Origin of the sequence: Actinomyces graevenitzii C83 (genome assembly GCF_000239695.1) — a bacterium.
In the GTDB taxonomy this organism is placed as follows: domain Bacteria; phylum Actinomycetota; class Actinomycetes; order Actinomycetales; family Actinomycetaceae; genus Actinomyces; species Actinomyces graevenitzii.
In genome coordinates this window covers 1668196-1682294 of record NZ_JH470338.1, presented here as the reverse complement: position 1 = coordinate 1682294, position 14099 = coordinate 1668196, and the positions used below count along the sequence as shown (strand labels likewise).

The following is a 14099-nucleotide window of genomic DNA, read 5'->3' as shown; positions in this document are numbered from 1 at the left end:
CAAACCTGGCGCCACCGCCACGGGCGCTGCAGCCTGGTGGCGCCAAACCGTGGCGCCACCACCACCACGGGCACCGCTCACGCTGGGCATAACCAAATTGCCTGGCACTACCAATACAAGGCCGGCTAGTGGAAAACCACTAGCCGGCCAAAGTTTATAAATCGCGCCCAGTATTAGCGCATCTCAGGGCGCTTTTCAGGCCACTCGCGCAGTGCCAGCGCGCGCAGCCAGGGCCACTACCGCGCGCAGCGCCGCTCAGCGCATATTAGCGCTCAGCAGGTTTTACTGTGCGGCAGCGGCGCGGCGGGCTTCACGCTCGGCCACAACCGCGCGGCGGCGCAGCTCACGCGCACGGGTCCAAGACGCCAAGGCAAACTCTGCCGCGCTATCTACCACTAGGCCCGCGCCCATAACTAGCAGGGTGCCGCTCAGGCCCCCACCTTTACGTAGGCGGCGGGTTAGGGCCGTGCCCACTAGCGCCCCACCGGCACCTGCCTCTAGCAGGTGGGCAGCCCTAAACAGCCAGGGCTGGTCGGTGACGGTACGGGTGTAGCCCTGCCAGAAGCTGGGGCCGGACACGGCCGAGTCGTCTAGCATCATGGAAACACTGCGGCCCACCGCGTTGCTCAAGCCGCGCGGTTCGTGCACTACTACATCCTCCACAGCGCTGGTGGCGATTTCCCCGCGCAGCCAGGGACCTAGCCACTGCGGCAGTCCCAGGGCCTCTAGCACCGGGCCGGCGCCGTCGACACCATTGCCGCTGTCTGCAGCCAGAGCCTTATCCAAAGCCTCAACGTCAGCATTCGGGGTAACCAGGCTGAGCTCAGCAGCGTGGGTGGGAGCAGCCAGGGCGGCAGTTAATTCATCCTTGCGGTCCTTGGAGATGCGCCCCTTGGGCCACACCATCCATTCACGACGGCGCAAGACAGTGACTACCTCAGAGTCGTCGTCTAGATCCCCACTGGTGATCGCCGCTAGGCTCAGCTCCCCCTTGTAGGAGCGCAGCACTAGGCTCGGTAGCTGCTCTTCGTCCCAACCTAGGTCACCGATTTCGAGCCCATCACCGGCGTAAAGCACCAGGCGGCGGTCAATTTCGGGCAGGTTCACTACCGCCAGGGTGCGCTCTAGCAGGGTGGATTGTAGCGGTACGGTGTAGGGGCTCATCGGGGTGAGCACTGCTACGCGCAGGGCGGCGTAGTCGGGTTCGTAGTCCTCGTCGGAACCGGCTGAGGCGTCGTAGCGGGCCGGGCCGATTAGTACATCGGCTTCTAGCTCTGTGGCTAGCTTGTAGACCAGGTCGGATAGGTCTAGGCCGGGGGCTAGCTCGCCATTTTTGACGGTAGCCACCTGGTTTTGGTCGCTAACTAGTACGCTGATCGAGCGGTGCTGGGGCAGCACCGGCTCACCGAGTAGCGCCAGCACACCTAAGTTAGCTAGCGCCTTATCGATGGTCTGATCGTCTGCCTTAACCGAGCTTATAAAGCCGCTTCGACGGATGAAGTTAGGGGCGTTATCAGCCATGATGCCTCCCATTGTCGACATTTAGGTTCTTATTGTCTCAAGTTTGCTTTAAAAAGCTAGAGATTTTAGGCCATTTGGATAACTGCGCCGCTACGTGGGGGTAGCACTAGGTGTCCGGTTACCTGGTTCGCCCCGACTAGGTCGTAGCCCACCACGCCGGCTATTTCGGCGCTGGTGGCGGCGAAGTTAAGCAGGAATAGGCAGTTGCCGCGCCGTTGGGCGCTAACCCCGGCCGGTAGCGGGTGGGCAAATACTGGGCGTAGACGCGCGTAGGCGCCAGCCAGTTTGAGTAGGTGTGCGCGCGCGGCGGGGGTTAGGTCGCAGCTGATGTACCAGGCAGCCCCGGCACCTTGGGGGCGGCGGGTGATGGCACCTTGCCCGGTTAGGCGGCCGTTGGCGTAGGAGGCCAGGATTTCGACGTCGTCGTTGATGGCCAGGTTTTCACTCCAGCCGTAAGCCACCAGCGGGGCGTTTTCGTTGCGGGCTAGTAGCCGCGCCAGGGGGCCGTGGGCGTCAAGGGTGAATTGCAGGTTGCGGTTTAGGCCTTTGGCTACGGCTTGGGCTAGGGGCTGGGAGGAGTCAGGCTCGCCTTCCCAGTTCCAGGCGGAGACGGGGGCGGCGAGTACCGGGATTTGGTCCAGTACCCGCACGCCGGTCAGCTCGGCCAGGCTCATGGTTGCGGCGGGGGCTTCTTCTTGCTCACCCTGGCTCATGGCTACGCTGGTAGCGGGGGCTTCCTCCGGGGTTGCGTGGTGGGCGCAGGCTAGATGGTTGCCACTGGTGGTCGGGTAGTCTGCGCTGGGCCCCTGGCTTAGATAGCCGCCGACGACGGCGTGCCCACTTTGGTCCACGACGCCGGTACGGGCGGTAATTACTACCTGCGCGCCACCCCTGGCGGCTTGGTTTAGCCGCTGGGCTAGCTGGGGGTAGGTCATGAAGATTTCTGGGACCACGATCAGGCTGTAATCATCCAGGTCAGCATCCACCTGGACAATGTCTACCGCATAGCCGGCTTCAAAACAGCTAGCGTGCCAAGCCTGGGCGGCGCGTAGGGCGCTGCCAGCGGGGGCGCTTAGCGGCGGAATTTGCAGGCCGTGGGTGGCCTCATCAGGACCAATGGCGGCGTTTTGGGCCCACATTGAGGGCCAGTCCAGCATGATGGCCACCTGGGCTTGGCTGCGCTGACCTACCACTGGCGCTAGGCGCTTTAATACTTGGCCTAGCTCCACGGTTTGACGCCACTGCATTGACTGGGTGCCACTGTGAGGCACCATAGCGCCGTGGAAAGTTTCCGCCCCCGCAACCGACTGGCGCCACTGGAACTGCATGACGCCGTCGGCCCCATGGGCGACGTGAGCCAAGGACCAAAGCAGGTACTCCCCCGGGGCTTTTACCGCGTTACGGGCTCGCCACTGCACCGCGCCGGGTGCCTGCTCCATAAGCAGCCAGGGGCGCCCATCGCCTAGTCCACGCATCAGATCCCCAGTGAAAGCCAGCTGGTGGCCAGCACGCGGATCAGCCGGGTCCGGGTAGGAGTCGTTAGTTACCAGGTCAATGTCTTTAGCCCAGTCAAAATAATCCAGTGCCTCAAAGGCATCCATAAAGTTGGTGGTTACCGGCACGTCCCGGCCTGCTTTAGCTAGCCCGGCGCGAATCAGGGCAGCTTCAGACAGGTAAGCGGATTTCAAAGTGTGGTTACTAAAGCGACGCCAATCAAGCATCTGATTGGGGTTAGCGAAACTGGGGGTGATACGCGGAGGAATCACCTGCTCCCAGTCGGTGTAGAACTGGGACCAGAAATTGGTTCCCCAAGCCCGGTTTAAGGCGTCCAGGCAGCAGTAACGCTTTTTAAGCCAGTCGCGCCAAGCCTGCGCGCACTGCTGGCAGAAACATTCACGAATATGGCAGCCGTACTCGTTAGAAACATGCCAGGCCGCCACTGCCGGGTGGGCGGCAAAATGCTCCACAAGGCGCGCCGTGAGCGCATTAGCGGCCGCTCTAAACCGGTATGAGCTGGGGCAATACTGTTGGCGTGAGCCCCAAGAGTAAACGGTGCCATCTGCACGCACCGGCAAAGTATCAGGGTAGTGACGCCCCAACCAGGCTGGCGGGGAGGCAGTGGCGGTAGCCAGATCTACGCTAATACCTGCCTGCCACAGGCGGTCAATGATTTGCTCCAGCCAGTCCAGGCGGTAGTTGCCCTCACTGGGTTCTAGCCGCGTCCAGGAAAAGATCCCCAGGCTCACCATGTTCACCTGGGCTTGGCGCATTAGCTCCAGGTCACGCTCAAAAGTGGCGTCGTCGAACTGCTCTGGGTTGTAATCCGCGCCGTAAGCCAGCGCGCCACCTAGATTCAACGTGGAGGCGTCCATTGCCTTAACTCCTTATAGCAATTGGCAGGTCGGGCGCCATGCCCGACCCGCATCAACCAATAGCTATTATCAGGGATTAATCGCCCTGAGTGGTACGGCGCACCCGATCTACCTCATATAGGGCGATACCGGTGGCCACAGCCGCGTTGAGGCTTTCAACGGCGGCGCGGATGCTAATCGAGGCGATTTCGTCGCAGGTCTCACGCACTAGGCGTGATAGGCCCTTGCCTTCAGCCCCAGTTACCAGCACTAGCGGCTGGTCGGCCAGGTTTAGGTTATCGACGCTAACGCTGCCGTTACCGTCTAGACCCACCACAAAGCAGCCGCGTGCCTTGAAGGCTTCTAGCGTACGCACCAGGTTGGTTTCTTTAGCTACCGGCACGCGCGCGGCGGCGCCAGCACTAACCTTCCACACGGTGGCGTTAACGTCTGCACTGCGACGCTGCGGGATGATGACGCCGTCGGCCCCAAATGCACCCGCACTACGCAGCACCGCACCTAGGTTGTGGGGGTCGGTGACCTGGTCTAGCGCCACAAATAGGGGCTTGCGGCCGGTGGCGCTGACGCGATCTAGTAGCTCTAGGGCGTCAGCGTAGTCGTAGGCGGCAATTTCCATGGCCACGCCCTGGTGCACGGCGCCCTGGGTGAGGGCTTCCAGCTCCAGCTTGGTGACTTCAAATACGGGCGCGCCCTCCAGGGTGGCGCGGCGTACCACAGCCCCTAGGCGGTCATCGTTTTCAGCGGATACCGCCATGAATACGCGCGTGACGGGCACGCGGGCGCGGGCCGCTTCGGCGCAGGCGTTGCGGCCACAAATAATTTCGTGGTCTGCGGGCACCGCAATGCGGTTGCGGATCTTTTCTAGCTGACGTTCACGGGTGGGTTGGGCGGCAGCGGCTTTAGCCTCAGCGCGCAGCTTGGCCTTGTGTTTAGGGTGATAGGGGCGGTCCTCTGCCTTGGGGGTGGGTCCACGCCCTTCTAGGGCCTTGCGGCGGTGCCCACCAGTGCCAACCTGGGGGCCTTTTTTACTACCAGGACGACGGCGAGCGCCGTGGGGACGGTCATTTCCAGGCATGGGATTCCTTATCTATCAGCCCAGGTGCCAGCGGGCACCGGTAGGTGAGTCTTCAACCACGACCCCGGCACTAGCCAAGGCGTCACGGATAGCGTCAGCGCGACCCCAATCTTTTTCTTTGCGGGCACTAGCGCGTTGCTCTAGTAGGTTTTCCACCAGGTTACCCAGGGCAGCTAGGGCCGCATTGTCTGCGTTTTCCTCGCTTACGCCAGCGCGGGCCCAAACCGGTGAAAGTGGATCTAGCCCCAAAATATCAAGCATCACCCGTAGCTGGTTGGCGGCTTCAGCTACCTGCGCAGCTTCGCCCTTACCGGCTTCAGCCTCAGTTAGGGCCACATTTAGGCGCTTGAGGGCAGCGTGAATTTGGGTCATGGCCCCAGCCAGGTTGAGGTCATCATCCATGGCGGCGCGGAACTCGCTGGTGACCGCTACCTGCGCCAAATCAACTTCAGCTAGCTCAGGAGCCAGTTTCACGGCGCGTTCCAGGGCCCCGCTGAAGCGGTCCCACAGGGCTTGGGCGTCTTCTAGAGTGTCGGGGCTGAACTCCACCGTGGAGCGGTGGTGGGTGGTACCGATAACCAGTCGTAAAGCTGGAGCTGAGTACTGTTTGAGCAGTTCAGAGACAACTAGGGAATTGCCTAGGGATTTGCTCATCTTTTCACCCTTAATGGTCACCCAGGCGTTGTGTACCCAGATGCGCACAAAGGGCCAGCCGGCGCCGTGGGATTGGGCCTGCTCATTCTCGTGGTGGGGGAAGCGCAGGTCAATGCCGCCGCCGTGGATGTCGAAAGTGTCGCCCAGGTAGCGTCGGCTCATGGCTGAGCATTCTAGGTGCCAGCCGGGGCGGCCGCGTCCCCAGGGGGTGTCCCAGGAGGCGTCGGCAGGTTCACTAGGTTTAGCGGCTTTCCATAGGGCAAAGTCGCGCGGGTCGCGTTTGTCAGCTTCGACGGCGTCGTCAATCTGGGATTCATCCTCAGTTGAACGCAGCTGGTCTAGGCTTTGGTTGGTTAGTGAGCCGTAGTCGGGCAGGGAACGCACTGAGAAGTAGACGTTGCCGGGGCTACCCACATAGGCGTGACCGGCGTCGATCAGGCGCTGCACCAGGTCAATCATGTCCGGTACGTGTCCGGTGGCGTGGGGCTCGTAGGTGGGGTCTTTAACCCCTAGAGCCTGGTAGGCGGCAGAAAATTCGCGCTCATAGCGGTAGGCCCAAGCCCACCAGGGGGCGCCGGCCTGCGCGGATTTAGCCAGGATTTTGTCGTCAATGTCGGTTACGTTGCGTACTAGCACGACTTCTTGGCCGCAGTACTCTAGCCAGCGGGTTAGTACGTCAAAAGCAATGGCTGAGCGCATATGCCCAATGTGGGGGCTGCCCTGCACGGTGGCACCACACAGGTAGATCGTGACCTTACCGGGGGTAACCGTAGGGGCTAGCGCCACGAGGGCGTGGCTGGCCGAATCATACAGTTTCAGGGAGGGTTCACTCTTGAGGGTACTCACCCTATAAGGCTACCCGAAACCCTAAAGTAATAGTTTTAGGCGGGCGTATTGGTGTAAACCAGGGCGCTAGCAATTGCCATTAGGCCCTCACTGCGGCCTAGGAAACCTAGGTGGTCGGTGGTGGTGGCGCTCATTTGTACATCGGCCCCAGCTGCCTGGCTCAGTGCCGCGTTGGCCTGGGCAATTCGGCCCGCTACGCGCGGACGCTGGCCAACTAGCTGCACGCTCACATTGCCGATCTCATAACCGGCAGCGCGTACACGCCGGGCAGCCTCACCTAGCAAGGTGGCGCCGGATGCACCTTTAAACTCAGGGCGGTCCACCCCGAAATTACTGCCTAAATCACCTAGCCCGGCGGCTGCGAACAGTGCGTCAGCGCACGCGTGTGCGACGACGTCGCCGTCAGAATGGCCTGCTAGGCCGGTCACCCCCGGCCACTCCAGACAGGCCAGGTGCATGGGCACCCCCGAGCCTTCAGTCGCAAAAGCGTGCACATCCATACCGATACCGGTGCGAGGTAGCAAAAATTGCGCCATGGCTACTCCTTAAAGATCAGCTAGACCTTGGTTTACGCACACTTGTGCTAGGGCCAGATCAATGGGGGTGGTGATTTTAAAGCTGAGGGTATCTCCGGGCACAACCACCACCGGGTAGCCGGCCTGCTCAGCTAGGCCTGCGTCATCTGAGGCGGCGCTGGATTCACTGGCTGCTGCCTGGGCGCCAAGCTGGTGGGAGCGCAAAATGGTTTCGCGTTCAAAGCCTTGCGGGGTTTGCACGGCCCGCAGCCGACGGCGGTCTACAGTTTCGAGCACCGGCTCAACTTGGGTAGGGCTAGACAGCGGCGCATTTGCGGGCGCTGGCGTGCCAGCTGCGGCTGGCGCAGCCGCGATCTCAGCTTGAGGGCGGGCGGGGCCTACCGCTTTGATTGTGTCAGTGACCGGCAGAGCCGGTATCACTGCCGGGTTACCCGCGCGTACGGCGTCGATCACACGGGCAATAGCAGCGGGCGGGGTTAAGCAACGGGCGGCGTCGTGAATTAAAACCACATCTGCCTGCGGCGCTAACTCAACTGCCGCAGCCAAACCGTTAGCCACGCTGGCCTGGCGCGAAACATCTGAGCCGGCCACAACCACTAAATTGTCAAAATCAGCCAGCTCAGCTTTAAAAACCTCTAGATAATCAGCCGGGGCGGTAACCACCACCGCATCGACCTGCATACAGGCGAATAATCCGGCTGCTGCGCGGCGCACCAAACTCTGGCCAGCTAGTTCCACCAAAGCTTTAGGGCCCTGACAACCCAGGCGGGTGCCCGAGCCTGCCGCAGTTAAAACCGCAACGCAAGCACTCATTGGGATATAAACGCGCTTATCAGTCAGCTAGAACTTCATCCAGAATTTGCTCAGCAGCGGTTTCTTCAACCTTCTGTGCCAATGCCAACTCTGAAACCAAAATCTGACGTGCCTTGGCGAGCATGCGCTTTTCGCCGGCGCTTAGGCCGCGATCAGTGTCGCGACGCGATAGGTCACGTACTACCTCAGCAACCTTAAGTACGTCCCCGGAAGCAATCTTTTCCTGATTTGCCTTATAGCGACGCGACCAATTGGTTGGCTCTTCTACCTGCTCAGTGCGTAGCACCTCGAAAACGTGCTCTAGACCGTCCTGGTCTACTACGTCCCTAACACCAATTTCTTCAACGTTTTCAGCAGGGACCATAATGGTTAGATCTCCCTGCGCCACCTCAAGAGTGAGGTAAACCCGCGTTTCCCCACGAACCTTGCGGTCCTGAATTTTAATAATTCGGGCCGCACCATGGTGGGGGTAGACCACTGTCTCGCCAACTTTAAAGGTCATAAACACACTCCGGGCTAATACAACTAGCTTATATTCTACCAGCAGGCGCATTAATTTTGCTCTCGCCCGTGCAACATGTAGTCCACTCCACGCCTAAACTTATATTCATAACATAACCAATCGCCATAGGACAGTGTGTCTAGTTGCTAACGCATCAGCTGGCGCTGGTCACCAAAGCCAAAACCGATGCTGGCCACCAAAACCGAAACTGACGCCCGGTCACCAAAGCCAAAACCGATGCCGGTCACCAAAGCCAAAACTGGCGCCCGGTCACCAAAGCCAAAACTGGAACCGGTTACAAACCGAAATAAGACGACTGTGGGGCGAGTGCTTTTCGCACTCGCCCCACAGTTATGCGGCTATCTGTAGCTATTACTAGCTATTAGCAACCAAAAAGTTAACTAGTTATAAAACTAGCTCACTTACCCTGGTTGGCAACAGCAGCGATCTTGGCCTCAGCCTCGGGGTCTAGGTAACGACCACCCTTCTTGATGGGCTTGAGGGTCTCTTCGTCGAGCTCGTAAACCAGCGGAATACCGGTGGGGATGTTGACACCGGCGATGTCCTCATCGGAGATCTCATCCAGGTGCTTAACGATGGCGCGCAGGGAGTTACCGTGGGCCGCGATCATGACGGTCTTGCCGGTCTTGATCTCGGGAACGATGGTGGATTCCCAGTAAGGCAGCAGACGGGCGATAACGTCCTTGAGGCACTCGGTGGCAGGTACCGGCTCGCCGGCGTAACGCGGGTCAGCGTCCTGGCTGAACTCGCTACCAGCCTCGATGGCCGGCGGCGGCACATCGTAGGAACGACGCCAGAGCATGAACTGCTCCTCGCCGTACTCGTCGCGGATTTCCTTCTTGTTCTTGCCCTGCAGGGCGCCGTAGTGACGCTCGTTTAGACGCCAGTTGCGCTCAACCGGAATCCAGTGACGATCAGCGGCATCTAGGGCTAGGTTCGCGGTCATGATGGCGCGGCGCAGCATGGAGGTAAATAGCTTGTCCGGTAGAACACCGGCCTCCTTTAGCAGCTCACCACCATGCACGGCCTCAGCCTTGCCTTTGTCCGATAGGGCCACGTCAACCCAACCGGTGAATAGGTTCTTTGCATTCCATTCGCTCTCGCCGTGGCGGAGCAGTACGAGGGTGTAAGCCATGAAAGCTATTTTGCCAGCACTTGCACGCTTTTGCGAGAGCTAAAGCACCTAAACGAGGCCTTAGGCACAGTCTGAGGGGCTGTAAGCGCCGGCTGGCACCCCTTATTCGCCGTCGACGACGCCCGGCACCACTACTCCCCCATCTGCCCTGCCACCTCGTAGCGCTGCCCTACGCTGCAGGTATCCCTACCTGCGCTCGCCACATCATCTACCTGCGCCGTCGACGCCGAAAGGCCGTCCGCCCGGTATGAGCGACGCTGGCCAGCGCGAGCAACGCCGGCTAGCATGAGCGGCACCATCCACACAGCACCAGCGGCGTCGCTCAGAGCCCCCGCAGACGCCACCTTTAATCGCCCAGGCCGCATCGGTTACCGGCTTTAATCCTTGGCCGCAAATCTTGAAGCCAAAGTCAGCGCGTCATTAAATAAACGAAAGTGCCCGCACAGCAAATACTGCACGAGCACTTCGAGCTATAAAACTTAGACACCAGCACAACCAATATCGCAGCAGTTATTTACTACCGTTTTATTGGCACTTACCTGACAGATGCCTATAGACACCTGTTTTGAATTTAATTATTCAGTTAAGTCTGGTTAAGCTGGCGCTAAATTAATCAGCGACCCTGCTCAGCTAGGTAAGCCTGACGGATCTCAGCGGAGACGCGGCCACGGTCAGAGACCTGGAAACCGTGCTCCTTGGCCCATTCGCGCATGCGGCGGGACTCGCTGTTAGAAACAGCCGGGGTGGTGGTGCGACGACGACCGTTACGGGCGCGGCGCGCATAGTTAATCCACTCCTGTAGGTCAGCGCGTAGACGGCTAGCGTTTTCGGAGTTTAGGTCGATGACGTAGTTAACGCCGTCTAGAGCGAAGTTAACGGTCTCTGCAGCACTAGAGCCGTCAATGTCGTCGATGAGAATGGTCTCCACACGCTGTGCCATGGATTTTCCTTCCGAGTATTTATGGTTGCGGACTTGTGTCCGTGATTTATTAAATTGTTACGGAAGTTATTTAACCTTGATTGCTCTCACTTTGCAAGCTACGACTATCAAGTGATCTATATTTTTGAACACAGCCACCACCAGCTAAGTTGCGGCAAGGTTTCAGTTTGCCGCTCCACAAAGGTACACTCAGAGGCCTTTATCTACCCGTGAGCGACTAAAATCGCGACTATCCACCATTTTTATCCTGATATGTGAGACGAAAGAATGGATGCTGGCATATAGCTTCCAAGCTCTCCCTCAGAGACTAACTACAACGCACTACGCCAGAGTCATTAACTTTGAAAGAGTGTGCACAAAGCCCGCATGATCTCTAAGAAAAATCCAAGCCTCCAACTAGCCGCCTAAGGATTTGGTGCAAAATATTTTCGCACTTCACAGCAAGTTTAGAGGTGCGTTAAGAATTTATTAGCCACGTTAGCAAGGCTGTTAGCGCTCACCCATTTCTCCCCAATGCGCTGCCACCACCGGCAAGCTACAGTCAGCAAACTGCAGCCGGTAATTTGCCATGCGCAAACCGAGCTAGACAGCGGCAAATTAGCTCTCCTACAGCACTAGAAGCAGGCAAATGCACAGCAAAACGTAACCTAAGCCACACTTAAATGCATTTTCCACCTGTGCGTGACCTACCGCATACATTTTTTGTCTATCCACAAGTAGCGCCAGGCGCAATTAATCAGTTATGATTTTCGACCGTAGCCGCTTTGCGGTTTGCTAGGAGGATTCGCCTAGTGGCCTATGGCGCACGCTTGGAAAGCGTGTTGGGTGCAAGCCCTCGGGGGTTCGAATCCCCCATCCTCCGCCACCGATCCGGAACCGTCAGGTTCCGGATTTTTTATGCCTTATTTACTCCCGCTTTTCCCGGCCCCACTTTTCTCGACGACGCCGCCCCGCGCACAGCCCACCGCACCGCGTACTACCGTGCAGCACCCTGCGCCGTCGGAAACAAAAAATCCCGCCACGCATTGCATGACGGGAATTAGTGGCGGTAGCGCCGGGATTCGAACCCGGGGTGGCTTGCACCACACAGCATTTCGAGTGCTGCACCTTCGGCCGCTCGGACACGCTACCTCGGCTGCCCAATTTACCGGAGGTTACAGCCAATACGCAAACCTTACTTACCCAGCCGCACTCACACAAAAGTGCACGCCCAAAACCAGGCGCGCAGGCAGTGACAGCTGCGCGGACGACGTCGGCCCCCAAAGCCAGCCACCCCGCTAGCGGCGCTGGGCGAAAAAATCCTCCAACAGCGCCTGTGCCTGGCTCTGGCGCAACCCCGCCAGCACCTCCAGGCGGTGCGTGGCGCGCACATCACGCACCAAGTCACGCTGCGAGCCACAAGCCCCCGTTTTCGGCTCCCAGGCGGCAAACACTACTCGCTTCAGGCGGGCCAAAAGCATAGCCCCCGCACACATCGCGCATGGCTCTAAAGTCACCACCAGGGTACAGCCCTCCAAATGACTCGTACCCAACTTGGCCCCAGCGCTACGCAGTGCCAAAATTTCGGCGTGAGCGGTGGGGTCATTGAGCTCCTCACGGCGGTTGCGACCCTGGGAGATGACTTCGCCGTCGTCGTTAATTACCACGGCACCTACCGGCACCTCCCCCAATTGCGCAGATAAAGCCGCCTGATGCAGCGCTAACTCCATGGCCGGACCGTACTTTTCCTCCTGAACGGCGCAGGTCAAAGCCTCACCGCGCAGCTGTCCGCCGCCCCCATTTTCATAACTATGCATCAGCCACCTCCTTGCAATTACGGGCTAAGGTCAGCCTACCCGCTAGCTCAAGGCGCACCCTAACCGTAAACTTGCACTATGCGTGTTCATGTTGCAGACCATCCCCTAATTGACCACAAGCTTTCTGTCCTACGTAATAAGGAGACCCCTTCTCCCGTATTCCGCCAGCTCGCAGACGAGCTAGTTACCCTGTTGGCCTATGAGGCCACCCGCGAGGTACACACCGAAGAAATCGAGGTAGTCACCCCCGTGGCCACCGCCCACTGCCGCCGCATTGCCGACCCACGCCCCATGGTGGTACCCATCCTGCGCGCCGGCCTAGGCATGCTTGAGGGTATGACTCGCCTACTGCCCACCGCTGAGGTTGGCTTCCTGGGTATGAGCCGTAACGAGAAGACCCTAGAGATCGAAACCTACGCCAACCGTCTCCCCCAGGATCTATCCGGCCGCCAGGTGTTCATTGTGGACCCGATGCTAGCCACCGGTCACACCCTGATCGCCGCCATTGACTACCTACTTGAGCGTGGCGCCAAGGACGTAACCGCCCTGTTCCTACTGGCTGCCCCCGAGGGCCTCAAGGCTGTTGAGGAAGCCGTGGGCGACCGCGCCAACGTCACCATCGTGGTTGCCGCCGTGGATGACCACCTCAACGAAAACGCCTACATCGTCCCCGGCCTGGGCGACGCCGGCGACCGCCTCTACGGCGTGGTTGACTGACGCTCTAATCGGCGCCGGCAGCTAGCGGCCGTAACTGCGGTGGCGCGGCGCTCACCCCGGTTGCCGGCCGGCTGATTGTTAGCAGGCGCCCGGTTGCCAGCCGGCACCGCTAACGGCACTAATACAAAAGGTGTGACCCCTAGGGGCCACACCTTTTTATTATCTAACGCTGTGCCTAATGCCGGGCGGAGCTCCGGGGCACTGCTGCCCGGGCGCTACTGCCGCCGCAGCACCTGCCGGCTCACTTGCCAGGCATGCCGCCCGGGCATTAGGCACCTGCGCATCAGAATGCGGGGATAACCGAGGAGTCAGTCCACTTTTCCTGGATGAACTTCTTGACCTCAGCGCTGTTCAGCAGCTTGGCCAGCTTCTTGAGCTGCTCGTTGTCCTTGTCCTCCTCGCGCACCACCAGCAGGTTGGCGTAGGGGGAGTTGGTGCCGCTCTCCAGCAGCAGGGCGTCCTTGGCCGGGTTCTTCTTAGCAGCCAGGGCATAGTTACCGTTTAGCACCACCAGGTCGGCGTCGTCGAGGTTACGAGCGGTCTGGGCGCCCTCCACCAGGGTGAACTTCAGGTTCTTGGGGTTGGAGGTGACGTCGGTGTCGGTGGGCAGGTCAACCTTGGGGTCCAGGGTGATCAGCTTGGCGGTTTCCAGTAGCTTCAGGCCACGGGCAGTGTTAGCCGGGTCAGAGTTGAGTACTACCTTGGCGCCGCTGGGCAGATCAGCCAGCTTCTTGTGCTTGTTGGAGTACAGGCCCATGGGCTCAACGTGCACCTTGGCCAGGGACTCGAACTTGTAGCCCTTCTCCTTTTCCTGCAGCTCCAGGAAGTTGGGGGTCTGGTAGAAGTTGGCGGCTAGGGAGCCGTCAGCCAGAGAGGAGTTGGGGGTCTGGTAGTCGTCGATCTGCTTGATCTCTAGGTTCAGGTTTTCCTTCTTGGCCAGGTTGGACTGGACGAACTCTAGGATGTCGCCGTGCGGTACCGGGGAGCAGCCGATCTTGATGGTGTAGGTGCCGTCCTTCTCGGTGATGCCCTTGGGTAGGGAGTCGCCGCCCTTCTTCTTGGAGGAGCCGCAGGCGGCTAGTACGGCGGCGCTGGCGGCCACTAGCGAGCCAGCGGTGAAGCTACGACGAGAGATTAGTGCAGTTGCCATGATTTTGTTCCTTGTGAATTT

General features: G+C 59.6%; 13 protein-coding genes and 2 tRNA genes. 2 read left to right on the top strand and 13 right to left on the bottom strand.

What is annotated here, in order from left to right; translation table 11 throughout:
• Window positions 1-282: 282 nt before the first annotated feature.
• The 10 genes from HMPREF0045_RS07115 to HMPREF0045_RS07070 all read right to left on the bottom strand — a co-directional run bounded on the left by HMPREF0045_RS07115 (window position 283) and on the right by HMPREF0045_RS07070 (window position 10415).
• Window positions 283-1521: a hypothetical protein gene (locus tag HMPREF0045_RS07115; RefSeq protein WP_005986920.1), complete on the bottom strand. Its 1239-nt coding sequence runs from the start codon at window positions 1519-1521 to the stop codon at window positions 283-285.
• Window positions 1522-1586: 65 nt separating this feature from the next.
• Entirely contained in the window at window positions 1587-3893 is a 2307-nt protein-coding gene (locus tag HMPREF0045_RS07110) for a beta-galactosidase (RefSeq protein ID WP_005986918.1), read from the bottom strand.
• 76 nt (window positions 3894-3969) lie between these two features.
• Window positions 3970-4968 (bottom strand): 23S rRNA (guanosine(2251)-2'-O)-methyltransferase RlmB, encoded by a 999-nt coding sequence (gene rlmB / locus HMPREF0045_RS07105; protein ID WP_005986915.1) that lies wholly within the window; start codon window positions 4966-4968, stop codon window positions 3970-3972.
• Window positions 4969-4983: 15 nt separating this feature from the next.
• Complete coding sequence (gene cysS / locus HMPREF0045_RS07100) at window positions 4984-6468, bottom strand: cysteine--tRNA ligase (protein ID WP_005986913.1); 1485 nt, start codon at window positions 6466-6468, stop codon at window positions 4984-4986.
• Window positions 6469-6503: 35 nt separating this feature from the next.
• The gene (ispF, locus tag HMPREF0045_RS07095; RefSeq protein ID WP_005986912.1) at window positions 6504-7004 is read right to left on the bottom strand and encodes a 2-C-methyl-D-erythritol 2,4-cyclodiphosphate synthase; all 501 of its coding nucleotides are present in this window, start codon (window positions 7002-7004) and stop codon (window positions 6504-6506) included.
• A 9-nt stretch (window positions 7005-7013) separates the two neighbouring features.
• On the bottom strand, window positions 7014-7817 hold the full coding sequence (locus tag HMPREF0045_RS07090) for an IspD/TarI family cytidylyltransferase (RefSeq protein ID WP_005986910.1): 804 nt from the start codon (window positions 7815-7817) through the stop codon (window positions 7014-7016).
• Window positions 7818-7836: 19 nt separating this feature from the next.
• On the bottom strand, window positions 7837-8319 hold the full coding sequence (locus tag HMPREF0045_RS07085; protein ID WP_040316190.1) for a CarD family transcriptional regulator: 483 nt from the start codon (window positions 8317-8319) through the stop codon (window positions 7837-7839).
• Between the two features lie 418 nt (window positions 8320-8737).
• The gene (locus HMPREF0045_RS07080) at window positions 8738-9475 is read right to left on the bottom strand and encodes a phosphoglyceromutase (RefSeq protein ID WP_005986905.1); all 738 of its coding nucleotides are present in this window, start codon (window positions 9473-9475) and stop codon (window positions 8738-8740) included.
• 131 nt (window positions 9476-9606) lie between these two features.
• Window positions 9607-9819, bottom strand: coding sequence for a hypothetical protein (locus HMPREF0045_RS07075; protein WP_155813121.1), 213 nt, complete (start codon window positions 9817-9819; stop codon window positions 9607-9609).
• A 269-nt stretch (window positions 9820-10088) separates the two neighbouring features.
• A complete protein-coding gene (locus HMPREF0045_RS07070; RefSeq protein ID WP_005986904.1) occupies window positions 10089-10415 on the bottom strand; it encodes a histone-like nucleoid-structuring protein Lsr2 in 327 nt (108 codons plus the stop codon).
• A gap of 777 nt (window positions 10416-11192) precedes the next feature.
• Between HMPREF0045_RS07070 and HMPREF0045_RS07065 the strand changes: the two genes are divergently transcribed.
• Window positions 11193-11280: transfer RNA gene (locus HMPREF0045_RS07065), tRNA-Ser, on the top strand.
• A 178-nt stretch (window positions 11281-11458) separates the two neighbouring features.
• Here the strand turns inward: HMPREF0045_RS07065 and HMPREF0045_RS07060 are convergent.
• Both HMPREF0045_RS07060 and HMPREF0045_RS07055 read right to left on the bottom strand, forming a co-directional pair.
• Window positions 11459-11546, bottom strand: a tRNA-Ser gene (locus tag HMPREF0045_RS07060).
• Window positions 11547-11692: 146 nt separating this feature from the next.
• Window positions 11693-12211, bottom strand: coding sequence for a nucleoside deaminase (locus HMPREF0045_RS07055; RefSeq protein ID WP_005986900.1), 519 nt, complete (start codon window positions 12209-12211; stop codon window positions 11693-11695).
• A gap of 78 nt (window positions 12212-12289) precedes the next feature.
• Between HMPREF0045_RS07055 and upp the strand changes: the two genes are divergently transcribed.
• Window positions 12290-12928, top strand: a complete 639-nt coding sequence (gene upp / locus HMPREF0045_RS07050) for a uracil phosphoribosyltransferase (RefSeq protein WP_005986899.1) — start codon at window positions 12290-12292, stop codon at window positions 12926-12928.
• Between the two features lie 283 nt (window positions 12929-13211).
• Here upp and HMPREF0045_RS07045 read toward each other — a convergent pair whose 3' ends face one another.
• Window positions 13212-14078, bottom strand: coding sequence for a MetQ/NlpA family ABC transporter substrate-binding protein (locus HMPREF0045_RS07045; RefSeq protein ID WP_005986897.1), 867 nt, complete (start codon window positions 14076-14078; stop codon window positions 13212-13214).
• Window positions 14079-14099 lie beyond the last annotated feature (21 nt).